This is a genomic window from Aminobacter sp. SR38, assembly GCF_014843375.1.
Lineage (GTDB): Bacteria > Pseudomonadota > Alphaproteobacteria > Rhizobiales > Rhizobiaceae > Aminobacter > Aminobacter ciceronei.
In genome coordinates this window covers 5,422,410-5,444,197 of record NZ_CP062112.1, presented here as the reverse complement: position 1 = coordinate 5,444,197, position 21,788 = coordinate 5,422,410, and the positions used below count along the sequence as shown (strand labels likewise).

28 protein-coding genes are annotated in these 21,788 nt (G+C 64.3%); 11 read left to right on the top strand and 17 right to left on the bottom strand.

Going from position 1 to position 21,788, the window contains the following annotated elements:
• Nucleotides 1–65: 65 nt before the first annotated feature.
• On the bottom strand, nucleotides 66–959 hold the full coding sequence (locus IG197_RS26655) for a DMT family transporter (RefSeq protein ID WP_192315898.1): 894 nt from the start codon (nucleotides 957–959) through the stop codon (nucleotides 66–68).
• 171 nt (nucleotides 960–1,130) lie between these two features.
• On the opposite strand from IG197_RS26655, the gene IG197_RS26650 reads away from it, so the two are divergent.
• The gene (locus IG197_RS26650; RefSeq protein ID WP_192315897.1) at nucleotides 1,131–2,201 is read left to right on the top strand and encodes a YeiH family protein; all 1,071 of its coding nucleotides are present in this window, start codon (nucleotides 1,131–1,133) and stop codon (nucleotides 2,199–2,201) included.
• Nucleotides 2,202–2,217: 16 nt separating this feature from the next.
• Nucleotides 2,218–3,111, top strand: a complete 894-nt coding sequence (locus tag IG197_RS26645; protein WP_192315895.1) for a LysR family transcriptional regulator — start codon at nucleotides 2,218–2,220, stop codon at nucleotides 3,109–3,111.
• Nucleotides 3,112–3,123: 12 nt separating this feature from the next.
• Here IG197_RS26645 and IG197_RS36680 read toward each other — a convergent pair whose 3' ends face one another.
• A complete protein-coding gene (locus IG197_RS36680; protein WP_256438249.1) occupies nucleotides 3,124–3,249 on the bottom strand; it encodes a hypothetical protein in 126 nt (41 codons plus the stop codon).
• Nucleotides 3,250–3,333: 84 nt separating this feature from the next.
• Between IG197_RS36680 and IG197_RS36675 the strand changes: the two genes are divergently transcribed.
• Nucleotides 3,334–3,462, top strand: coding sequence for a hypothetical protein (locus IG197_RS36675; protein ID WP_256441226.1), 129 nt, complete (start codon nucleotides 3,334–3,336; stop codon nucleotides 3,460–3,462).
• A gap of 21 nt (nucleotides 3,463–3,483) precedes the next feature.
• Here IG197_RS36675 and IG197_RS26640 read toward each other — a convergent pair whose 3' ends face one another.
• The gene (locus IG197_RS26640) at nucleotides 3,484–3,969 is read right to left on the bottom strand and encodes an N-acetyltransferase (RefSeq protein WP_192315893.1); all 486 of its coding nucleotides are present in this window, start codon (nucleotides 3,967–3,969) and stop codon (nucleotides 3,484–3,486) included.
• Nucleotides 3,970–4,305: 336 nt separating this feature from the next.
• Here IG197_RS26640 and IG197_RS26635 point away from each other — a divergent pair, with 336 nt between their 5' ends.
• Entirely contained in the window at nucleotides 4,306–4,743 is a 438-nt protein-coding gene (locus IG197_RS26635; protein ID WP_246765256.1) for an NlpC/P60 family protein, read from the top strand.
• Between the two features lie 295 nt (nucleotides 4,744–5,038).
• Nucleotides 5,039–5,704 (top strand): DeoR/GlpR family DNA-binding transcription regulator, encoded by a 666-nt coding sequence (locus IG197_RS26630; protein WP_246765255.1) that lies wholly within the window; start codon nucleotides 5,039–5,041, stop codon nucleotides 5,702–5,704.
• A 16-nt stretch (nucleotides 5,705–5,720) separates the two neighbouring features.
• On the opposite strand, the gene IG197_RS26625 is transcribed toward IG197_RS26630, so the two are convergent.
• The 7 genes from IG197_RS26625 to IG197_RS26595 form a co-directional block, all read right to left on the bottom strand.
• Nucleotides 5,721–6,119: a GFA family protein gene (locus tag IG197_RS26625; RefSeq protein ID WP_246340641.1), complete on the bottom strand. Its 399-nt coding sequence runs from the start codon at nucleotides 6,117–6,119 to the stop codon at nucleotides 5,721–5,723.
• A 124-nt stretch (nucleotides 6,120–6,243) separates the two neighbouring features.
• On the bottom strand, nucleotides 6,244–6,471 hold the full coding sequence (locus IG197_RS26620) for a hypothetical protein (protein WP_067961344.1): 228 nt from the start codon (nucleotides 6,469–6,471) through the stop codon (nucleotides 6,244–6,246).
• 247 nt (nucleotides 6,472–6,718) lie between these two features.
• Nucleotides 6,719–7,183, bottom strand: coding sequence for an aminoacyl-tRNA deacylase (locus tag IG197_RS26615; protein ID WP_067966415.1), 465 nt, complete (start codon nucleotides 7,181–7,183; stop codon nucleotides 6,719–6,721).
• Between the two features lie 242 nt (nucleotides 7,184–7,425).
• Nucleotides 7,426–8,358 (bottom strand): alpha/beta fold hydrolase, encoded by a 933-nt coding sequence (locus IG197_RS26610; protein WP_192315891.1) that lies wholly within the window; start codon nucleotides 8,356–8,358, stop codon nucleotides 7,426–7,428.
• A 299-nt stretch (nucleotides 8,359–8,657) separates the two neighbouring features.
• Nucleotides 8,658–9,125 (bottom strand): SRPBCC family protein, encoded by a 468-nt coding sequence (locus tag IG197_RS26605; protein WP_067961340.1) that lies wholly within the window; start codon nucleotides 9,123–9,125, stop codon nucleotides 8,658–8,660.
• An 83-nt stretch (nucleotides 9,126–9,208) separates the two neighbouring features.
• Complete coding sequence (locus IG197_RS26600) at nucleotides 9,209–9,457, bottom strand: ParB N-terminal domain-containing protein (protein WP_067961339.1); 249 nt, start codon at nucleotides 9,455–9,457, stop codon at nucleotides 9,209–9,211.
• Nucleotides 9,458–9,558: 101 nt separating this feature from the next.
• Nucleotides 9,559–10,065 (bottom strand): hypothetical protein, encoded by a 507-nt coding sequence (locus tag IG197_RS26595; RefSeq protein ID WP_067961337.1) that lies wholly within the window; start codon nucleotides 10,063–10,065, stop codon nucleotides 9,559–9,561.
• Between the two features lie 334 nt (nucleotides 10,066–10,399).
• On the opposite strand from IG197_RS26595, the gene IG197_RS26590 reads away from it, so the two are divergent.
• Together IG197_RS26590 and IG197_RS26585 are read left to right on the top strand one after the other, a co-directional pair.
• Nucleotides 10,400–10,570 (top strand): hypothetical protein, encoded by a 171-nt coding sequence (locus tag IG197_RS26590; RefSeq protein ID WP_154383983.1) that lies wholly within the window; start codon nucleotides 10,400–10,402, stop codon nucleotides 10,568–10,570.
• 66 nt (nucleotides 10,571–10,636) lie between these two features.
• A complete protein-coding gene (locus IG197_RS26585; protein WP_192315889.1) occupies nucleotides 10,637–11,677 on the top strand; it encodes a DUF1176 domain-containing protein in 1,041 nt (346 codons plus the stop codon).
• A 2-nt stretch (nucleotides 11,678–11,679) separates the two neighbouring features.
• Here IG197_RS26585 and IG197_RS26580 read toward each other — a convergent pair whose 3' ends face one another.
• From IG197_RS26580 to IG197_RS26550, 7 genes are all read right to left on the bottom strand, one after another.
• A complete protein-coding gene (locus IG197_RS26580) occupies nucleotides 11,680–12,546 on the bottom strand; it encodes an alpha/beta hydrolase family protein (protein ID WP_371746496.1) in 867 nt (288 codons plus the stop codon).
• Nucleotides 12,547–12,794: 248 nt separating this feature from the next.
• Nucleotides 12,795–14,405: an NTP transferase domain-containing protein gene (locus IG197_RS26575; protein WP_192315888.1), complete on the bottom strand. Its 1,611-nt coding sequence runs from the start codon at nucleotides 14,403–14,405 to the stop codon at nucleotides 12,795–12,797.
• Nucleotides 14,402–15,112 (bottom strand): XdhC family protein, encoded by a 711-nt coding sequence (locus IG197_RS26570; protein WP_192315886.1) that lies wholly within the window; start codon nucleotides 15,110–15,112, stop codon nucleotides 14,402–14,404. Before IG197_RS26570 ends, IG197_RS26575 begins: the two co-directional genes overlap by 4 nt.
• Before the next feature lie 3 nt (nucleotides 15,113–15,115).
• Nucleotides 15,116–15,451, bottom strand: a complete 336-nt coding sequence (locus IG197_RS26565; protein ID WP_067961329.1) for an XdhC family protein — start codon at nucleotides 15,449–15,451, stop codon at nucleotides 15,116–15,118.
• 20 nt (nucleotides 15,452–15,471) lie between these two features.
• On the bottom strand, nucleotides 15,472–16,707 hold the full coding sequence (locus IG197_RS26560) for a VWA domain-containing protein (RefSeq protein WP_192315884.1): 1,236 nt from the start codon (nucleotides 16,705–16,707) through the stop codon (nucleotides 15,472–15,474).
• A 10-nt stretch (nucleotides 16,708–16,717) separates the two neighbouring features.
• A complete protein-coding gene (locus IG197_RS26555; RefSeq protein WP_192315882.1) occupies nucleotides 16,718–17,644 on the bottom strand; it encodes a MoxR family ATPase in 927 nt (308 codons plus the stop codon).
• Between the two features lie 20 nt (nucleotides 17,645–17,664).
• On the bottom strand, nucleotides 17,665–18,159 hold the full coding sequence (locus IG197_RS26550; protein WP_067966410.1) for a flavin reductase family protein: 495 nt from the start codon (nucleotides 18,157–18,159) through the stop codon (nucleotides 17,665–17,667).
• Between the two features lie 153 nt (nucleotides 18,160–18,312).
• Here IG197_RS26550 and IG197_RS26545 point away from each other — a divergent pair, with 153 nt between their 5' ends.
• From IG197_RS26545 to IG197_RS26530, 4 genes are all read left to right on the top strand, one after another.
• Nucleotides 18,313–19,386, top strand: a complete 1,074-nt coding sequence (locus IG197_RS26545; protein ID WP_192315880.1) for a branched-chain amino acid ABC transporter substrate-binding protein — start codon at nucleotides 18,313–18,315, stop codon at nucleotides 19,384–19,386.
• Nucleotides 19,386–20,408, top strand: coding sequence for a P1 family peptidase (locus tag IG197_RS26540; protein WP_192315878.1), 1,023 nt, complete (start codon nucleotides 19,386–19,388; stop codon nucleotides 20,406–20,408). The genes IG197_RS26545 and IG197_RS26540 overlap by 1 nt, the downstream gene beginning before the upstream one ends.
• Before the next feature lie 76 nt (nucleotides 20,409–20,484).
• Complete coding sequence (locus tag IG197_RS26535; protein ID WP_192315876.1) at nucleotides 20,485–21,207, top strand: DUF2259 domain-containing protein; 723 nt, start codon at nucleotides 20,485–20,487, stop codon at nucleotides 21,205–21,207.
• A gap of 47 nt (nucleotides 21,208–21,254) precedes the next feature.
• A complete protein-coding gene (locus IG197_RS26530; protein ID WP_192315874.1) occupies nucleotides 21,255–21,749 on the top strand; it encodes a hypothetical protein in 495 nt (164 codons plus the stop codon).
• Nucleotides 21,750–21,788 lie beyond the last annotated feature (39 nt).

Genomic DNA, 21,788 nt, shown 5'->3' with positions numbered 1-21,788 from the left:
TCCGGATTGACAAATCCTGCTGAATTTCAGGGGCCGGTGCGGGCCTCATTTGCCGTCGGCCGCCCTCACTTCATGAACAGCAGCGCCATGCCAGCCACCACCAGCGCCGCCCCTGCCCAGGCGCCGCCGGCCGGGCGTTCGCCCGTCTTGGCCCACAGCATCGGCAGGATGATCACGGGCGACGTGGCAGACAGGGTCGAGACGATGCCGACCTTGCCGCCGGACAGCGCAAACAGCAGCAGCGTCATGCCGATGGCGAGCGCGATGATGCCGGTCAGCGCCGTCAGCGCCGCCACTTTCCAGGTCAGCGGCCCCTTCGGCTTCACCGCCGGGATCGGCAGTTGCAGCAGCACCGTCAGGCAGAAGGCGGCAATGCCGACACGCAGCATCGAGGCGAGGAACGGGTCGATACCTGTCGCCATGACAGGCCGAGCGATGATCGAGCCGATCGCCTGGCCGGTGGCGGCTCCCAGCCCGAGCGCCACGCCGATCCACAGCGGCCCCTTCACCGTCTCCCAGGCGTGCAGCTGGTCGCGGCGCTTGCCGAACAGGATCGCCAGCAACACGCCGGCGACCGTCAACCCGATGCCGGCCGCGGCCTTGGCGGACAGATCCTCGCCCAGCACCATCCAGCCAAGCACGGCAGCAATCGGCGCATTGAGCGCAAACAATATGCCGGAGCGGCGCGGGCCGAGCCGGTTCAGCGCGGCAAACAAAAGCGTGTCGCCGGCGAAGATACCGATCAGGCCCGACAGGATCAGCGGCCCGGCAACGCCGGCGTCGAGTTCGCGCCAGTTGCCGGTCGCCACCACGTAGACAGCCAAAAGCCCGGTGACGAAGAGCTGGCGCAGCCGGTTGAACGCCGGCGCACCGAGATGGCCGGCAGGCCCGGCCGAAATCAACCCGGTGACGGCCCAGCATGTCGCGGCACCCAGTGCTGCAATCTCGTAAACAGGCATCGGCGACTCGGCATGAATGAGGAACGGAAGGGCCCAAGAGATACCAGAGACCGGACAGAGGTGAAACGCGCCAGACCATTCGCCTCACCCGAACGATTCAAGCGATATTACGCGTTGGATTGATTGAAAGCGGGCGCATAGCTTGCACCTGAAATCGACAGGTCCAAGCCCATGAATGCCCTAACCAGAACCGAAACCACGCTTTCCCCCACCCGCAGCCAGGCGGGGCGCCAGCCGGCGCGTGGCCGTCACGACAACGCCAGACTGCTGCCCGGGCTGCTGCTTGCGGCGGGCATCGCTGCCCTTGCCTTTGCGCTGCGGCATTTGCCCGGCCTCGGCAGTTTCAGCCCGATGATCATTGCGATCGTGTTGGGCATCGCCTTTCACAATCTTGCCGGCACCCCGGACCAGGCCAAACCAGGTGTGGCGTTTTCGATGCGCAAGGTGCTGCGTTTCGCCATCATCCTGCTTGGCCTGCAGCTGACAGCAAGCCAGGTCGCCGAAGTCGGCATCACTGGTGTGGCCATCATCGCTGCCACGCTTGTTGCCACCTTCACCTTCACCGTGTGGCTCGGTCGGCTGATCGGCGTCGAGCAAAAGCTTGCCGAGCTGATCGCCGCCGGCACCTCGATCTGCGGCGCGTCCGCCGTCATCGCCACCAACACGGTGACCAAGGCATCGGACGAGGATGTCGCCTATGCGGTTGCCTGCGTCACCGTCTTCGGCTCGATCGCAATGTTTGCCTATCCGCTGCTGCCCGGGTTGCTCCAGCTTGGCCCCCACGCCTACGGTCTGTGGGCGGGCGCCTCGATCCACGAGATCGCCCAGGTCGTGGCAGCCGCCTTCCAGGACGGCCAGCAGGCCGGCGAGTTCGGCACCGTCGCCAAGCTCACCCGTGTCCTGATGCTGGCGCCTGTCGTGATCACGCTCAGCCTTGCCGCCCGCCAGCGCGCGAGATCGTCCAGAGCGACCCAAGGCGACACAACTGCCCCGATGCCGTGGTTCGTGCTCGGCTTCATAGCCATGGTTGGCGTCAACAGCCTCGTCGACATTCCGGCGGATGCGAAGACATGGATCGTCGCACTCACCACCTTCCTGCTCACCATGGCGCTTGCCGCCATGGGCCTCGAGACCGACATTCGCAAGCTCAGGGCCAAGGGACTTCGTCCACTCTTTCTTGGCCTGGCCGCGTTCCTTTTCATCGCGACTTTCTCTCTAATGCTGGTCAAGCTTCTGGGCTGAGACCGAAAGGAAAGCCGTGACTCTCGAACAGCTCAGGATCTTCGTTGCGGTCGCCGAACGCGAACATGTCACTCGGGCCGCCCAGGCACTGAACCTGACGCAATCGGCGACCAGCGCCGCGGTGTCGGCGCTGGAGGCGCGTTACCAGACGAAGCTGTTCGACCGCGTCGGCCGCCGCATCGTGCTCACCGACGCCGGCCGCATCTTCCTGTCCGAGGCGCGTGCCGTGCTGGCCCGTGCCGGCTCCGCCGAGGTGGTGCTGGCCGATCTCGCCGGCCTGAAGCGCGGCTCGCTCAAGCTTGCCGGCAGCCAGACTGTCGCCAATTATTGGCTGCCATCGGTCGCTCATCGTTTCCAACAGCGCTTTCCCGGCATCGCGCTCGGCATCACCATCGGCAACACCGAGACGGTCGCAGCTCAGATCCATGACGGTTCGGCCGATCTCGGCTTTGTCGAGGGCGAGGTCAACGATCCCGCCCTCGCCATTGAAGCGGTCGCCGAGGACGAACTGGTGCTGGTCGCCGTCGCCGATCATCCCTGGACCGTCACGCCGCCGTCCTCTCCCGAGGACCTGAAGTCGCAGCGCTGGATCGTGCGTGAACAAGGTTCGGGCACGCGCGCCCATTTCGAAGCGATACGGGCGCTGCGCGGCGTCGAGACCGACAGCCTCGACATCGTGCTCGAGCTGCCCTCGAACGAGGCCGTACGTGCGGCGGTGGAAGCCGGTGCCGGCGTCGCCATCATGTCGCGCCTCGTGGCGCACGCCTCGCTCAAGGCCGGCACGCTTGTCGCCGTCGACTTCGCGCTGCCCAGGCGCAGCTTCTTCGTACTGCGCCACCTGGAGCGTTATGCCACGCGCGCCGCGCGCGAATTTCTGGCGCTGGTCCGGGGTGAAGCCAGCCACGGCTGATCGACGTCGGCTTCACGTGCGAAATGCTGGCGTCATCGTCCCCTGCCAGATGCCGCGCATGCGGATGATCATCGCCATTTCGGGAATTTCCGACCCGGAAAAACCACGCTCACGCGCGCCCTGGCCGAGCGCTTTCACAGCTGTCATCTCTGGGACGACGTCGATGGCATCTCACGCCATCCCGATGACTATCTGGGCTGGCATCGCACAGGTTCTACGCCGATGGCGGTCACGCTCGTCGATTCAGCAGACATCGTCATCGACGGAATGTGGCCAATAGCCAGCCAGATGGAGAGGCTCGAACGCCCGCTGCGTGAACTGGCTGACCTGGAACATGCGGGCCGCCGGTAAGCCGCCGGCCCGTATGCCCGGTCAGTTCGCGAAGCTCAGCACGGCCTCGACCTCGTCGTCATAGGTCTCGCCCGTCGTGACGAAACCGAGTCGCTTGTAGAAGCCTTCCGGGCTCGCCTCACCCAGGCCGTAGCTGGTGAAGAGTTCGGCAAATCCCCTCGCCTTCATCTCGCGGACGACGAGCGCGATCGCCTTTTCGCCATACCCCATGCGCTGGAACGGTCCCGCGATCATGAAGCGCCAGAGGAAGGCGCCAGGGCAGTCGATGACGTCATAGTCGGAGCCGATATGCAGCATGACGAAGCCCACCGGTACCTCGTCGGCATAGACGGCGCGGAACCAGGCGTTTTCGGAAAAATGCGCCTCGGCGATCGAGGTGCCGTTGTCGGCGACCTTGTTGCGCTGGGCCTCGCTCAACGTCTCGCTGAGATCGCAAATGTCGGAGACGGTCTGGGCGGAGATACGGCGCAACGAGACTTCGGCGGCCGAATTGATCTTTTCGGTCATGGCACTTTCCATGCTTGGATGTCTGACCCGGCAAAGCCGGCGCGGTTGATGTCGTCCGCCAACGGGTCGGGCTGTTGCCCGAAGCGCACATAGTTTCGGAATTCCGTGGCGTCAAGCAACTCTCATTTCAAATTATGTATTGCTCGAGCGATACAAACAAAAGTATGAGCCGCCCCCCCGACGCAAGAACCACTTGATCGGTAAAATCAAAACATGTTCTGGAAAAGATTCGGACATTACTAATTTAACATCCTGGAATGGAGGACCGAATGGCGCGCATCGTAGCAATCACGATCGAGGTCAACAAAACTATCATTTCAACAGGATATCTGCTCCTTGAAAACACGCACAGAAAACTACATCGATAACGCCATCACCTGGGCCATGTCCCAGCTTGGCAATGAGGATTACTGCTTCCGCTGCCTCGCCTTCGTCGAGGACGCCTATGAAGAGAGCAACGAGATCGAAATCTTCGGCGGCGACTGCGCCAAGGAATCGGCGGACGAATATGGCGTCAACCCACCGACCGGCGAACCGCCGCGCGGCGCCTTCGTCTTCTTCGACATGACCGGCGAGCTATTCGACGTCACGACCAACTGGGGCCATGTCGGGCTTTGCCTTGGCGAGGGCCGCATCGTCCATGCCTGGGATGAAGTGCGCATCGACGACATCAACGCCGTCGAGGCACTGGAGCCCGCCGAAGGCTGGACTCAGCCACGCTACATTGGCTGGGCACCCGTCGAGCGCATCCTGCAAGGCCACAAGATCAGGTAAGTCAGGCATCCGCGGCCACGGCCCCATGGCCGCGGATGCCTTTTTCGACGCCGAGGGCTTTTTTGTCCTCGTCCAGCCGGCACACAGGTGCCGGCAGGACAGAGTTGCAGTTCCTGGAAGCTGACTGCCGGATTGAGGTCCATCCTGGTCCGCGCGCACTGGAAGCGGGAAAGCCGATTCCAGTTCGGCAAGACAGAGCCGCAACAGCGCTTAAAAGCTGACCGCCAGCTTGACGTCGACGCCATGGTCCGAGGCACCGTTGCTCACTTGGCCGAGGAGGTCACCACTATACGGGGTGACCACGCAGACCGCACGTCGCGACATCATGGCGCTGGAGCAGGGCGGCAAGGTGCGGCGCCTGCATGGCGGGGCGACGATTTCAGCACCCGTCGATCCGACGGTGCTGCGCCAGCGCCACGTCGAAAACGCCGCCGCCAAGGAGCGCATCGGCAGCCTGACCGCCGAGCTTGTGCCCGATGGTGCTGCTGTCTTCATCGACACCGGCACCACCTGCGAGGCGATGGCGCGCGCGCTGGTCAAGCGCCGCGACCTGCGCGTCGTCACCTACTCGCTGCGCGTCGCAACGACGCTGAGCGAAAGCACCAATTTCGCCATCGCCGTGCCAGGCGGTTTCGTCCGCCAGGTCGACGGTGGCGTCTTCCGCGAGGAAACGTCGGAATATATCAGGCGCTTCAAGTTCGACGTCGCCATCATTTCGGTCAGCGGCGTCGACCATGACGGCGACATCGGCGACGACGATCATGCCGAAGTCGCGGCCGTTGCCGCCGCCATAGGCCAGTCCGCGCGCACCATCATGGCCGTCGACAGCTCGAAATTCGGCCGCCGCGCCCTGGTCCGCCTCGGCTCGCTCCATGACATCCACACGCTCGTCACCGATACGCTGTCGGAAGAGCGCCTGCTCGCCCGACTGCGCGACAGCGGCGTCGAAATCTGCGTCTAGATCACGCGCAACAAGATTATGCCGGCGCTGCCTCGGCAAACTGCGGCAGGCCGTCATCAAGCTTGAGCCAGGGCTGCTTCGACGACACCCAGATATGCATGGTCGGGCGAAACAGGCCGGGATCGTCGAGCGAACCCGACGTTACGGCCAGCACGCCGGCGGATTCGCGCCCCGACAGCACGGTCGTGCCGCATTCGGCGCAGAAGCCGCGCTTCACCCCTGGCGACGAAAATGCAGTCTTCACCGGCCCGCTCATCGTCACCTGCTCGGTGCGGAACATCAATCGCGCATTGAACGCCGCCCCAACCGCCTTCTGACAGCTGCGGCAATGACAGACGCGTTCGTTCAGCGGTGCGGCGTCCACGGCGTAGCGCACGGCTCCGCACATGCAGCCGCCTTCATATCGTTGCGCCATGTCAAATCCCCTCACCTGAGATACCGCTGTTGCGGCATCAGGCATAAGGTGCAGTGCTGTCGATTGTCGATGAAAAAGGTGGGGGTGACTGCCTCAGGCGGCAGTCACATCGCAGGTTGCGGCTTTACGCGCAAAGCGACGTGCACGACGCATTGGCCGTGCGGAAAGCCAAGCGGCTCTGCCGGCGGGCGCTGGCCCGCGAGGATACGCTTTCCCAGACCTGGGCGCCCGAAGTGGCATGCCGCGCCAGAAGGCGGATGTCGTCGGGGCAATAGCCGTCGCGTTCCATGACTTTCAGGATGATCGGATCCTGCAGCAGGTCTTCGAGTGTCAGTTCATGCTGGTCGTCCATAGTCGCCTCCATTCGTGACCATTTCGACATTGCTCACCATAGCCCCGAACCATGACCGCCGAATGGCGGATCGGTGACACGAAGCAGGTATTTTCCCGAACGGCGAAAAAACCTCTCGCTGTCGACCGAACCGCCCCTGAGGGCGTCCGACCTGCCGCCCCGGTCAACACCTCAAGCGGCAATAGGCATCGTCATTCAATGACTTGCGTAAAGGCGCGCCCCGCCCCTTCACGCCGGGCTCAACTTTTCACCAGCTGATGCGGGCCTGCGGCATGCCATACATCAGCCGCGAAAACTCGTCCCCGGTGACATGCACGAGGGTGCGGTGGTCGCCGCCCTCGAAATAGACATCGCTGCCGCGGCGCAGTTGCTCGTCGACCACACAGGCCACCCTGTAGGGCACGCCGAGGATCGGCACCGCACCTTCGTCGCAGTCGGGAAACAGCGAACTCGCCTCTTCTTCGGTCGCCAGCCTCACCTTGTCGCCGATGATCTCGCGCATTCGGGCAAGATCGACATGGCGGGTCGCCGGCAGCACGGCCAGCACATAGCCGTCCTCCCATTTCAGCACCACGCCTTTGGCCAGCGCACTGCCGGGCACATGGCTCGCTTGCGCCGTCATCATCGAGCAGCCGGTGCGCGCATGCCTGGCGGCATCGTAGCGGATGTGATTGTCTTCGAGATATTCCTGCATCGTCAATGAGATAGCCATGACCACTTCCTTTCGTGGCATCATCGCGTCACTGCGGCCTGCATGTAGAAAGCGGCATCGACTGCCGTGCGGCAAGTTGGGCCGCATCATCGCCAGCTCATTTTCGATCAGTTTGCTGGCCGCATCTCCGACACCCTGCAAGGGGCATTTTCAGCGTGCCCGAACGATACCATTCGAAGCCGTGGTCCGGCAAGGAAATTGGCCGGGCGCCGCCGATTTCCGGCAGGCGCCCGGCCATTGCGCTACTGCGATTCCTTGACCTGCTCGTCCCAGGTCTTGACCTTGGTCTCGCCATTAAGGAAGGGCAGCACGGTCGTCGCCAGTTCCGGTGCGAAGAACACGTCGTAGTGGGTGCGGTTGGGGATGATCGCCAGCCGGTTCTGCGACATGTTCTCGCGCATCCAGCCGGCATCCTTCAGCCCGCCGCCGAGCAACTGGTAGAACTTCACGATGTGCTCGGGCCGGTACATGTCGCTGTCGCCATAAACCAGCATGACCGGCATCTTCAGCGTCTTGACGTCCTCGGCCCAGTCATAGGGCTGGCGCATGAACTCGCCCATCTGGTCGAGCAGTTTCGGGAAATCCTCGACCTTGGGCGCCACCGCCGCATAGGTCTGGTACATCGGCGTCTGCTTCATCATCTCTGCCATGCCGGCGCCGACCTGCGCCTGCATCGGCAGCATTTCGGGATAGAAGCCGTCCTGGGCATAGGCCGCCGACACCAGCGCCAGCCGGCGCACCGTCTCGGGATGCTGCACGGCCAGACGGAAGGCGACGCCGGAGCCGAAGGAATAACCGAGCGCGTCGACCTTGTCGTAGCCAAGCTTCTTGAGCAGCCCGGCCATATCGTCGCCCATGTCGATCATGCTCATCTTGCGATCGGTCAGCGCGGTGCGGCCATGTCCGTAGAGGTCGACGGCGATCACCTGGCGATTCTTCGACAACGCCGGCAGCACCGGCCCGAACATGTCGATCGACCCCAGCCCGCCGTGCAACAGGAGCAGCGGCTCGCCCTCGCCGTGGATCTCGTAATAATAGTTTACACCGTTGATCTCGGCATGACCTGCCTTGACGCCGGCATCCGTGGCTTTCGCCGTCTCGGCCATCGCCGCTCCTCCCGTCACAACTGCAAATGCCGCCGCCGCCAGCATGGTGATGAAACTGCGCTTGTTCATGTCCTCGTCCTCTCTTGTCCGAGCCTCGTCGCTCTTGCCTCTAGGACGAACGAGGCGAACGCATGCCTACATCGTGGGCGAAATTTTCCATGGGTGGAACAATTTTTGCAGTGACTTGCCGCGCCGCGATCCTTCCCACCCCCTCTGCCCTGCCGGCTAGAGGGGGTGCGAAAGATCAGTACGCCGAAGGTTGGCTTCGTAGGGCAACGTCAGACCATGCTCACGAGGCCGCCGCAGCCCCCGGAATCAAAAAAGGCCAGGTCCGCCAACCTGGCCTCGTCGCAGTCAGGAAAGAATCCTCAGAGCGTCTTGGCGAGTGCCTCGAGCTGATCCGCGCACTGACCCCAGCCTTCGTGGAAACCCATCTTTTCGTGGGCTTCGCGGTCCTCGACGCTCCAGTGACGGGCAACGGCGGTGTAGCGGGTCTTGCCGCCGCCAATGTCCTCGAAGGTCACGGTCGCCGCCATGAACGGCTTTTCCGATGGCTGCCAGGCCTCGGTAAAGGCGTCGGTGAAAACCAGCTTCTCGTTCGGCACGACTTCGAGATAGACACCCGAGCTCGGGTAGTCGACGCCCTCGGGGCTGCGCATGGTGATCGCGCTGGTGCCGCCGGCACGCACGTCGAGCTTGGCGCTGGCCGTCGTCCAGGGCAGCGGCGCGAACCACTTCGGCAAAAGTTCAGCATCGGTCCAGCAGCGATAGAGTTTTTCGCGCGGTGCAGCGATGATGCGGGTCAGGACCAGTTCGCGATCGTTGGCAGAAGTCATTTCAGTCTCCTCGTTGAAATCAGCTTTCGGACCTAGGACGAGCCAGCCGCGCTCGATCCGACAGGCCGCCAGAAAAAATCTGGCTAGTGTTTCCGCGCCTGGACGAGATAGGAATCGATGCTGGTCTCGCCGAGCCAGCGCACGGCCTCAAGCCGATGCAACCCCTCGACCAGCACGTAGCGCTTGCCGTCGTGCCGCACCTGGATCGGCGTCTTCATGCCGTTCTCGACGATGTCTTCGGCGAGATGCCGCACCGTTTCGGGATGCAACGTCTTCTTGCGCGCCGCGGGCACGTAGATGTCGTCGAGCGGTATCTTCTGGACTCTGAGCATGGGGCCTCCCGGCAGTGCGATGCAGCGTCTCACAGATAGGACGTCTCGCTGCATCGGCCAAGCGGGGCACTGGCCGGTCCGGCATCAGGCTGAAGGCGGCGTCAGCTTTTTTTCTTGGCGGCGCGGCGCTTGGCGTCGTCGATCATCATGTTGGCGAGTTGCATGCGCACCATGGCGCGCTGGCGCAGATGCGGCGCCACGCGGTCGGGATGGTTGGCGAGCGCAAAGATACGGCGCAGCCTGGCGAGATCGGCCGGCTTGGCTTCGGCCAGGCCGAGCTCGGCGGCGATCGCGTCCGGGTCGATCGACGGCGGTTCGGGCGCTGGGGGCTCCAGAGGACCCGCCGCGGCTTCGACGGCGTCGGCCACAGCCCTGGCCCTGACCATGTCGAGCAGGGAAACGAATTCGTCCTCGAGCGCCTCGCCCGCCTCACGATAGCCGGCGGCCGCGGTCTCGCCCGAAACGCGGATGCGGCCGGAATGCAGTTCCTCGGCAACGGCGAGATAGTCGAACGGGATGGTCGGCGCGGGCGCAATCTCGCCAGGCTCGGGCGCGACGAACAGGTCGTCGAGCAACGAAGCGAAGTCGCGATTGGTCTCGGTGCCCATGCAAGGCCCTCCGCACGAAACGGCATGATACGCAATATTTGCCGGAACCATAATCAGGCTCGGTTAAGAATCGTTTCGTGACGCAAGTGGCTTCTTAGAAATGTCGGCACAAAAAAACCGGGCCGCATGGGGGTAATATGCGGCCCGAAGTCGCCTTGCGGCGAGGAAAGCCAGCAGTGCCGGCTATTCAGTTACGCAGCCGACACCTGACTTGTTACACCGGTCGTGAAAGATTTTTCTATGCACTGCATGGCAGCCATGTCGATGCTGCACTGCACAATCGCGCCGGAATCACCTATATGTCGCCATGGGAGGACAAACCGGAGCCTGAGAGATGGGTTTCTATACCGAATTGTTCGCCCGCCCTCGCCCCAAGGAACAGGTCCGCTATCGTGCGGCGCTTGCTTTGCTGAACGCGATGAACTCGGCCGACCGCGCCGACATCGGCATCAAGCCGGCAGATTTTCCCCGTATCGCCCGCGAAATGTCGACGCGCCAGGCATGATGGTTCCGCGCGTCACTGCGCTGCCGCAATCGATGATTCATCATTGCGGCAGGCAGGAGATTCGCGATGAGGACTTTTTCGACACGGGCAGCATTGACCGCCGCCTTGACCAGCCTCTGGTCGTTCCAGGCGCTGGCCGCCGATCTGCCCTATCTCGATGACCGATCCGATGCGGCCGCCGTGGTACGCTCGCTCTACAATGCGGTCAGCCGCAAGGAATATGCCCGTGCCTGGGACTATTTCGGCGATGCCAAGCCCGCCAAGGACTTTGCCGAATTCGCCAAGGGATATGAGAAAACCGAGCGCGTCGAGATCGAGACAGGCGCGGTCAGTTCGGACGGCGCTGCCGGCTCGATCTTCTACAACATCCCGGTCGCCATTCGCGCCATAGACAAGGACGGCACCGAGAAGGTTTTCGCCGGCTGCTACACCGCCCGGCAGGTCAACGGCTCGATCCAGGAGCCGCCCTTCACCCCGATCCAGCTCGAGAAAGGTGCACTCAAGCCAGCCGAAGGCAATCTGAGCGAAGCGCTGCCCAAGCAGTGTGGCGATGCCCCGCCCACAGAGATCGACGCCGTGCTCGACCTTGCCACCAAGACATTCGCTGCAAGCCACAAGGCCCAGTGCGACGTTGCCCGTGAAGGTGACGAGGCGATCCAGAGCTACAAGATTCCCTACCACAACAAATCGGACGCCGCCGACGCGCCGGCCAGCGAAGCCCGGCTGTTCCGCTTCTTCTGCCAGATGGGCGCCTATAACGAGACCCATGTCTATTATCTCTGGAACGAGGCCGACGGGCTGAACGAGCAGCATTTCGCCGCCCCCGAGCTCGACATCCACTACGAGGGCGACAATCCCGACGGCAAACTCGAGAGCGTCAACGTCATCGGCTACCGCACGGAAAACGCGCTGGTCAATTCGTCCTTCGACGACAAGACGATGACGATCACTTCGCACGCCAAATGGCGCGGCGTCGGCGATGCCTCATCCGACGGCACCTGGCTGTTCCGCGACGGCGCGTTTGCGCTGGTCCGGTACGACGTCGATGCGTCCTATGACGGCGAAATCAACCCCGAGACGGTGCTCGACTACAATTCGGGACCTTGAGGCTATTTCGCAGACAGCATCCAGTTGAGCGTCTCGCGCCAGTCGGTCATGCGGATCGGCGTGCCGTGGGTTCCGGTCTCGAAGCGGACGAAGCGCGTCGGATAGCTTTTGTTCTTGGCCAGGATCGAGCGGAAGAACGCCTCCTGCTTGTCGGCGGGGAAAACAGGATCCCTGCTGCCCTGGCCGAAGAACACCGGCACATTGGCCGCGAAGGCCGGTGATTTGAGGAAGGAGTCGTCCCAGAGCGAGCCGAGCAACATCAGCCCGCCCAGCTTCCTGGCTGCCTTGGCGTCGCGCGCCAGTCCCCAGCACAGCTGGCCGCCCATCGAGCCGCAGGCGACGACGATCCTGGCGCCAGGTGACTGCGCCGCGTAGTGGTCGATAAGCGCCGCCACCTCTGCAACGCCCTTGTCGCCGAAGTCGGAAAAGTCGGGCGACAGATAGAGCCCGCCATTGGCGGCCATCAGGTTCTTGATACGGTTGAAATTGCCGCCGAAGGTGAAATCGTCGACACCCTGCTTGCGGCTACCGCCCTGGCCATGAAGATAAAGCACGATGACTGAAGCGCCCTCGGTCTTGCCGACGGCGAAGTGCCTGACGTCGCCGGCATCAAGCTTCAGCACCAGGTCCTGTTGTGCCTTGCGGACGCCCGTCGAGACGTATTTGCCCTGAACCCGCCGCTCCGGCACCTGGTCGCGCTCGTTGATGTCGCGCATCTCCTGGTAGTCGACGACGCGGTAGGTCTCGCCCTCGGACGAGAGGATGGCAGGATAGGCGAAGAGCTCGTCCTTGTAGGGGGCGAGGGATTGAGCATGGGCGGGAAATGCTACGAATGCGGCAATCACGAACGGCAAGACCAAGCGGCGCAAGCTAGCCTGCAGCCAAGCGCTCGACGTTGCCCCCCTCTGGCCTGCCGGCCATCTCCCCCACAAGGGGGGAGATTGGCTGGCATCGACGCCTCGACCGACCTGCGACGAAGCAGGACGTGAACTGGCTGCGCAGCTGCTGATCTCCCCCCTTGTGGGGGAGATGCCCGGCAGGACAGAGGGGGGCGCGAAGGAACGAGACTTCAAATCGAATGACATGACGTAGGGTTGGCTAGTCAACCACCCGTTTGTCAATCCTGCAGCACCCCGCCGGCGCCTTCGAGCGCCTCGGGTGTATCGACATCAACAGCCGCCCCTGCTCCGATCTCGATGTCGATGACATCGACGCCTTCGCTCTCGATCAGATGCCGGGCGCCGGTGTCGCCTTCGAGATGAGCGACGGCCGGGAACAGCGCGCGGGGCAGGATCACCGGGTTGCCGCGCTTGCCGTCATGGGTGGCGCGGACGACGGCGCGACCGCCTTCGCGCTCGAACGCTCCGATCAGCCGATCGAGGTCGGCGGGCAGCACTTCGGGCATGTCGCCGAGCACGATCAGCGCGCCGGCGGCATCGTCGGGAAGCGCTGAAATACCCGCCTTGAGCGAACTGGCGAGGCCCGAGGCAAAGTCGGCATTGTGAGCGACTGGTAGGTCGAGCCCGGCAAGCGCGTCGCGGATACGATTGGCCTGATGGCCCGTGACGACGACAGTGCTTTCGGCTTTCGAGGCAAGAACGCGCTCGGCGGTACGGCGCACCAGCGGCTTGTCCTGGAACAATGCCAGCAGTTTGTTGGGCCCACCCATGCGACTGGAACGACCGGCGGCGAGCAGCACGGCGTGCACTTTTGGAACGGCCGGAACAGCCGACAGGTCGCGCGGCTGCGGCCTTGTCGCGATTTCCATCAGCAGGCCGCCGACGCCCATGCCGGCAATGTCGGCCGCCGTTACGTCGATCCCTGCCATCAGCCGGTCGAGCACCCAGTCGAAACCGTTTTCCTTGGGGCTGCGCGCGCAGCCGGGCGCGCCGAGGACGGCGGTCTTGCCGATATGGCCAAGCACCAGAAGATTGCCCGGATCGACCGGCATGCCGGAGCGGATGACGGTGCCGCCGGCGGCGCGGATTGCGGCCGGGATGACATCGTCGAAATCAGCCAAAGCCGAGGCGCCGAAAATGACCACGAGGTCGTTGTTGCGAGCGAGTTCCCTGGTGGCCTCTGCCACCGCCTCGGCCTCATGCGCCGTGCGCCGTTCGGCGACGAGCCGGCTGCCCGAGCGCGCCAGCCGCTGCTCGGTCAGGCGCGCGGTCTTGTCGAGCACGCTCGCCTTGGCGCTGGGCAGCACCGTCTGGACGAGGCCGACGCGCCTCGCCGCGAACGCATTGACGGCAAAGATCTCGCCTTTGGCGCATAGCTCGGTCGCCTGCCGCACCAGATCGCCTGACACGGCAAAGGGGATGATCTTCACCGTCGCGACCATCTGGTCTTTTTCGACCGTGGCATGCTGGGCCAGAGTGGCAACCGTTATCGAGGGGTCTATGGCGTTGATAGCGTCGATCAGGCCGGCATCGACGGTGAAGACGCCGGCTTCACGCGCATGCAGATTGACCCGGCCGGTCGCCGCCGGCTTCACCTCGATGTAGCGGTGCCGCATGCTGGCCGCGATCGCCCCAGCCGCCTGGTCTTCGCCGAGATCGCCCGGCTCCAGCACGGCGACGACGATCTCGCTCAGCCCCGAGGCTGCGAGGATGGCCACGTCTTCGGCGGCAAGCACATGGCCCTTGCGGTAGCGGAGGTCACCGGCGCTGGTGGAATGCGCAAGCACAGCGCCCTTGGCCTGGTCGACGGGGATTGCGCCAAATCTCACGCTGCCTCGCTTTTTGCCTTGGCGCCGAGGCCGCGCGCACGGAACGCCGAAATGACCTGTGCGAGAATGGCAACCGCGATCTCGGCGGGGTTGGCGGCACCGATGTCGAGCCCGATCGGCGCGTTGATGCGGTCGATCTGCTCCGGCGTCACGCCCATTGCCAGCAGGCGCTCAACGCGCCGGCCATGCGTCTTGCGGCTGCCCAGCGCACCGACATAAAAACACTCGGCATCGAGTGCTGCCTTGAGCGGCCAGTCGTCGATCTTGGGATCGTGGGTGATGGCGGCAAGTGCGGCATAACGATCGAGCGGACAATGCTTCAGCGCATCCTCGGGCCATTCGGCCTTGTGGACGACGTCGGGGAAACGTTCATCGCTGGTGAAGGCCGTGCGCGGGTCGATAATCTCCAGCGGAAAGCCGGCGATCTTGGCCATCGGCGCAAGTGCCTGGCTGATATGGACGGCGCCGATCACCACCAGCCTGGGCTGTGGCAGGTGCACGTTGAGGAAGAAATTGCGGCCTTCGGCCTCGACCAGGCCGGACATGCCGCTGCGAAATGCCCTGGCGATCGCCTGGCCAAGGTCGCCTGCGACGGCATCGCCTTCCCTGACGACGCGGTCGCGGCCATCCCCGATGTCGGTGACGAGTATCGCGGCGCGGCGGGCGCGACGCTCGGCATTCAGCGTTTTCAGAACATAAGGATCCATCGATCAGCCCAACCGCTCGACATAAACCCTGATCTTGCCGCCACAGGACAGGCCGACCTGCCACGCCGTCTCGTCGGCGACACCGAACTCCAGCATCTTCGGCTGGCCGCTGCCGATGACATCGAGGGCCTCTGATATCACCGCCCCCTCGACGCAGCCGCCGGAGACCGAGCCATGGAAGGTGCCTTCGGCGTCGATAACGAGATGGCTGCCGACGGGGCGCGGCGCCGAGCCCCAGGTTTCGACCACGGTGGCGATGGCGACGTCCTTGCCGTCCTTCATCCAGCCTTCGGCGATGATCAGCGGGTCGCGGGCCTCATCGAGAAACTTGCTTGGCATGGAAACCTCCCTTTGCGACCTTACGCCGCCCGGCGCAGGCCGTCGATCATCCACAATCTGGGGTCGGTGTCGCGCGACGCCGGCGCGCCGAGCGAAGCGCAGAGATCGCCAAGCGCGTTGAGATTGTGCACCGGGCGGAACTCGTCGACATAAGGCAGCATGGCACGAACCCCGCGCGCGCGCGCTTCGAACCCCTCGAAGCGCAGCAACGGGTTGAGCCAGATCAGTCGGCGGCAGGATTTCTTGAGCCGCTCCATTTCTTCGGCGAGCCCTGACACATCGTCACGCTCGAGCCCGTCAGTGATCAAAAGTACCACGGCGCCCTGCCCGAGCACCCGGCGCGACCACAAACGGTTGAACTCGCCCAACGTGTCGCCGATGCGGGTGCCGCCGGACCAGTCCTTGACCGCGGCGGAGCAGTCGGCAAGGGCCGTGTCGGGATCGCGGTGACGCATCTGCCGGGTCAGGTTGGTCAACCTGGTGCCGAAGACGAAGGTGTGCACGCGCCGGCGCTTTTCGGCCAGCGCGTGCAGGAAATGCAGGAAGATGCGGGTGTACTGGCTCATCGAGCCTGAGATGTCGGCAAGCACGACCAGGGGCGGATGCACCTCGCGCACGGAGCGGAATTTCGGCAGGATCAGCTGGCCGCCGGTGCGGGCTGCCGCCCGCATCATGGCGCGCGGATCGACATTGCCGCCATGCGGGTCCGGCTTGAAACGACGCGTGCGCACGGTGTCGAAGGGCAGCCTGAGCGCTGCGATCTCGCGCCGGGCGTCTGACATCTCGTTTGCTGTCATCTGGGCAAAGTCCTTGCCGCGCAGCATCTCGTTGCCCGACACGGTAAAACGGGCGTCAACCTCGATCTCGGGGATTTCGCGCGGCGGCTGGCTGTTGCGGTGGCCTTCGAACATCGCCTGGCTGACGCGGTTTTCGGCGGCGCGCGGCTTCTGCTTCTCGCGGCGGTCGGGCGCCACGGGCGAAAACATCGCCAGCATCTTTTCGATCAGCTCGCGCGACTTCCAGAACAGCCGGAAGGCTTCATCGAAGGTTGCGTGATCCTCGTGGCGGCTGACCAGCACGGCATGCAGCGTCCAGTAGAAATCGTCGCGCGAGCCGATGCCCGCGGCCAGCACCGCCTCGATCGCATCCATCACCGAAGCCGGGCCGACACGCATGCCGGCCTTGCGCAGCGCGCGGGCGAAATAGACGATGTTGTCGGCGATGCGACCGTCTGATGCAGCACTGCTGGGCGTCATGTCACCGCACCTACTCCGCCGCAGCCAGCTCCGCCCTCACCTCGTTGAGGATGCGGCGGCCCTCGCCTTGCTCGATGCGCGCGATGTCGTCCTGATATTTGAGCAGCACGCCGATGGTGTCCGAAATCGTCTCGGGATCGAGTGCTATCTTGTCGAGCTCCGTCAGCGCCGACGCCCAGTCGATGGTTTCGGCGACGCCGGGCACCTTGAATAGCTCGATCTCGCGCAATTTCTGGATGAAGCGGACGACCTCGGCGGACAGGCGCCGGTTGGCCTGCGGCACCTTGCGGCTGACGATTTCGAGCTCGCGCTCTGCATTGGGATAGTCGACCCAGTGATAGAGGCAGCGGCGCTTCAGCGCGTCGTGGATCTCACGGGTGCGGTTGGTGGTGATGATGACGATCGGCGGTTCCTCCGCCCTGATCGTGCCGAGTTCTGGAACGGTGACCTGGTAGTCGGAGAGGATTTCGAGCAGGAAGGCCTCAAAGGCCTCGTCGGTTCGGTCGAGTTCGTCGATGAGGAAGACAGGGGCAGCACCCGCCTTGCCGGTCAACGCGTCCAGCACCGGACGCCGGATCAGGTATTTTTCCGAGAAGACGTTCCTTTCCATGTCGGAGCGGTCGACCTTGCCGACAGCCTCCTCCATGCGAATCTCGATCATCTGCGCCGCATAGTTCCACTCATAGACGGCGGAGGAAACGTCGAGGCCTTCGTAGCATTGCAGCCGGATCAGGCGGCGTCCGAGCGCGCTGGCCAGAACCTTTGCGATCTCGGTCTTGCCGACGCCGGCCTCGCCTTCGAGGAATAGCGGCCGGTTCATCCGCAGGGATAAGAAAAGTACCGTCGCAAGCGCCCTGTCGGCGACGTAGTCCGCGCCGGCGAGCATCTTAAGCGTCTCGTCGATGGTCTGGGGAACTGGACGAGGCGTGTCGGTCATGGCGTTTCCGGAGAGGCGGTCTACAGCACGTGATAGCTGCGACCGTGATAGATCAGCGGGCGAAGGTTATCGCCGATGCGCAGGCCTGTCACCTTGCCAAACATGACACGATGGGTGGCCAGTTCCTTGGCGTCGACGAGCTCGCAGTCGAACACGGCAACGGCGCCGATCAGGGCAGGCGCGCCTGATGCCAGCACCTCCCACTCGCCAAGGGCGAAGCGCTGTTCAGGCGCGAGGCCTGTGACACCTGAGAAGGCCACGGCCAGTGGCTCGTGCCTGGCGGCGAGCGTGTTGAGGGCAAAGTTGCCGTTCTTGACGAACAGGTCGTTGTTGGGGTTCTCGCGGTTGACGCACACAAGCACCATCGGCGGGTTGTCTGACACCGAGCAGGCAGCGATGACGGTGGTGCCACGTTTTCCCGCCGGACCGTCGGTGGTCACCAGATGCACCGCGCCGGCAAAATGGCTCATCGCGTCCCGGTAGGCCTGCGGCCCGACTTCAAACTTCTTCAACACCGGATTTTCCTGCAACGAGACATAACCGCTATATATGGCCGCATCGACCGGGTCACAAGCTGAGATGGCACAAGCACGTTGCGCTTGGCCGGGCCAGGCAGTAGGTCAGGTTATCAGCCTAAACTTGGTCTTGCAGAGGATTTTTCGGAGCGAATGCGAGCCGCAACGGCCATCACCACCCTGCTTTGCGCGTCGCTGGCGACGCTTGCCGCCCATGCCGAGCCGGTGAAGCTCGGGCTTGCGACACCGCTGTCGGGTCCGTCAGCGATCCTCGGCGAGCAGGTCAAATCAGGTGCCGAGCTTGCCGCGACGCGCAGCGACGCTGTTCTGGTGATCGCCGACGACGGCTGCACGGCCGAAGGCGGCGCCAAGGCAGCGCAGGTGTTCATCGACGCCAAGGTTGCGATTGCCGCAGGCTTTCTCTGCACCGAGGCGGTCGAGGCCGCTCTGCCCGTGCTCAAGGCCGCCAACATTCCTGTCATTTCGGTCGGCGTGCGCACCGACAGCCTGACCGACCTGCGTGACAAGACCGCCTGGCCGCTGTTCCGGCTGGGGCCGCGCGGCGATGGCGAGCGCAATGCGGCAGCCTCGATCCTGACGCGGCTGTGGAACGACGAGCTGTTTGCGATCATCGACGACGGCACGATCTATGGCCGCGAGCTGGCCGAAAGTTTCCGCGCCAGCGCCGAACAGGCCGGGCTGAAGCCGGTGTTCTTCGACACCTACAGACCTCAGCTCGACAACCAGGTCGCGCTGATCGGCCGACTGCGCAAGGCGGGCGCCACGCATGTCTTCGTCGGCGGCGACGGCGAGGACATCGCCGTGATGGGCCGCGACGCAGCTTCGCTCGGCGCCGACATCATTTTCGCCGGCGGCGAGACTTTGCGCGTCGCCGACCGCACCGTGCCGCCCGCCACGGGCACGTTGATGATCGCACCGCCGGAATGGTCGGATGTCGCCAATCCGGAGGTGCGTTCGGCGTTCGAAGCGGCCAAGACGATGACCGACGGCTACACTTTGCCCGGCTACGCCGCCGTGGAAATCGCCGGCGCTGCAGCGCGGCTCGCCGCGTCGAGCGGAAAGCCTGTCGCGGAAGTGCTGGCGGGCCAGGACTTCGACAGCGCCATCGGCACCATCCGCTTCGACGCCAAGGGCGACCTTGTGGAAAGCCCGTTCCGGCTGTTTCGTTTCGACGGAACCAGCTACCTGCCTGCAGAGACCCAGTAATGCTGCCAGCCACGTTAACAGCCGGACCGCTGAACCTGATCACCGACGTCGCCGGACTGCGCGTCGGCAACGCCAGCGATGAAAAGCTGAAATCGGGCGTGACGGTGGTGATCTGCGACACGCCGGCCACCGCTGCCTGCCAGGTGCTGGGTGGTGCGCCGGGAACGCGAGAGACCGACCTGCTCGAAGCGCACAACACCGTCGAGACGATCAACGCGGTCGCACTCTCGGGTGGCTCGGCCTTCGGTCTGGATGCCGCCTCGGGTGTGCAGGCAGCGCTGCGCGAAAAGGGCATCGGCTTTGCCATGCGCGACCAGGTGATCCCGATCGTACCGGCGGCGATCCTGTTCGACATGCTGAATGGCGGCGACAAGAACTGGGGCCGCTATCCGCCCTATCGCGAGCTTGGCTACGAGGCGGTGCAGGCAGCGGCGCGCGAATTCGCGCTGGGCACGGCAGGTGCCGGTACCGGCGCGCTGACCGCCGGCCTCAAGGGCGGGCTGGGCTCGGCATCGACGGTTCTGCCCAACGGTGTGACGGTCGGCGCCCTTGTCGCCGTCAACGCGACGGGGTCGGTGACAGTCGGCCGCTCCAGGCATTTCTGGGCGGCACCGTTCGAGCTGGACGGCGAGTTCGGCGGACTGGGATTCCCATCATCACTGCCTGCAGACGCTTCGCGCGTGTTCAAGAAATACGAGGAAGACAACAGTGCGGCCGCCAACACCACGATTGCCGTCATCGCCACCGACGCGGTGCTGACCAAGGCTGCTGCCAAGCGGCTGGCGATCTCGGCGCATGACGGTTTCACCCGCGCGATCTGGCCGGTGCACACGCCTTTCGACGGCGACCTGGTGTTCGCGCTCGCAACCGGCGCAAGCGGCATCGAGGTCGGCCAGGCCGAGGTCGTCGACTTCTACGCTGCCGCCGCCTCGACCATGGCGCGCGCGATCGCCCGGGGCGTGCACGCTGCGACCGCCACGGGTGGCGACATCATGCAGGTGTGGACGACGCGCAAAGGATGAACCAAAACTCTTTGTTGTCTGTATGTTAGCGCCGTCATTTAGAAAGCCGATTCAACTGCAGGGAGGGGCCGCTGCCATGAACGTGATGAAGCTTCTTTGCCTCGCCGCCATGTCGCTGTGCGCCGCCTCGCAGGTGGCACGGGCCGGCGACGCCGCCGAACTCAACGTGCTCGGCTTCAGCGCCGACGGCAAGGTCTTTGCCTTCGAGGAATATGGCATCCAGGACGGCTCCGGCTTTGCCTATGCCAATCGCTTCTATATCGACACCGCGTCGGACAAGTTCCTGCCCGGCACGCCGGTGCGCGTTCAGATGGAAGACGAGAGTGTGGGCCTCGACGCAGCGCGCGCCGAAGCGCGCAAGCGCGGCGACACAATCGTCAAGGAGGAGGAGCTGGCCGCCAATCGCGGCCGCCTCGCCGGTTTCAACGCCGTGACCGAAACGAGTGCCGACCCGTTCAACATGACGGTCAATCCGCGCCCGGTGTTTCCGCCCATCGACAAGCAGCTCGAATTCAAGCTCGCGGAGATTTCCTTCGGCGAGATCGAGCGTTGCGCCGGCATCGGCCCGGTCAAGGGCTTCAAGCTGGTCCGCGTCGATGAAGACGGCAAGGCAGAGGTGCTGCAGGAAGACAAGGACGTGCCGCAGAGCCGTGGTTGCCCGACCGGATACCGCATCGGCGGTGTGCAGACCTTCTTCGGCGATGGCGGAACGCCCGCCTATGCCGTGCTGGTGACCGTCATCCGCCATGGCTTCGAGGGCCCGGACCACCGCTGGATCGCCGTGACGGGGCAGATGTGAGCAATACTGTTGTCGCGGGCCCGTCCCGCAGCAAGAGCCGAGGGCCGATGCGCATACGCCACCGACTGGGCCAGGCGCTGCCGTCGCTGCGGGTTGCCATTCTCGGCGCAGCCCTGTGGGGCTTTGCGATGGGCGCCAGCGCCTTCCTGACGCTTCTGCTCGACCATTGGGAAACGCCGGTGCGCGTCCGTGCGGTCGTGCTGCTGTTCGCGCTCGGCGGCGCGATCGCCTTCCCCATCGGCTGGACCTTGGCGCGCCTTTTGTCATGCCACCGCGGCCGCGAGACCGCTTTCGCGGCGGCATTCGTGTCGTTCGGGGTGGTGACGATCGGCCTGACCGCCCTGCTCTATGCGCTGCAGTACCGGAGCTATTATGCAGAGTGGCATGCCGCACCCTTCACCATCACCTGGGCATTCCAGTTCGTCTTCACCGGGCTCGTCGCGCTCTATCAATTCGCTGTTCTGGGCCTGCGACTCTATTTTCCCGGCGGATTCGTCGCTCTTTTCGCCGCAGCTTCATGGTTTGCCAGCCGTTCGCGTTGAGCATTGCGCCCACCTCTGTTAGGGGAGCCGCAACGAAAC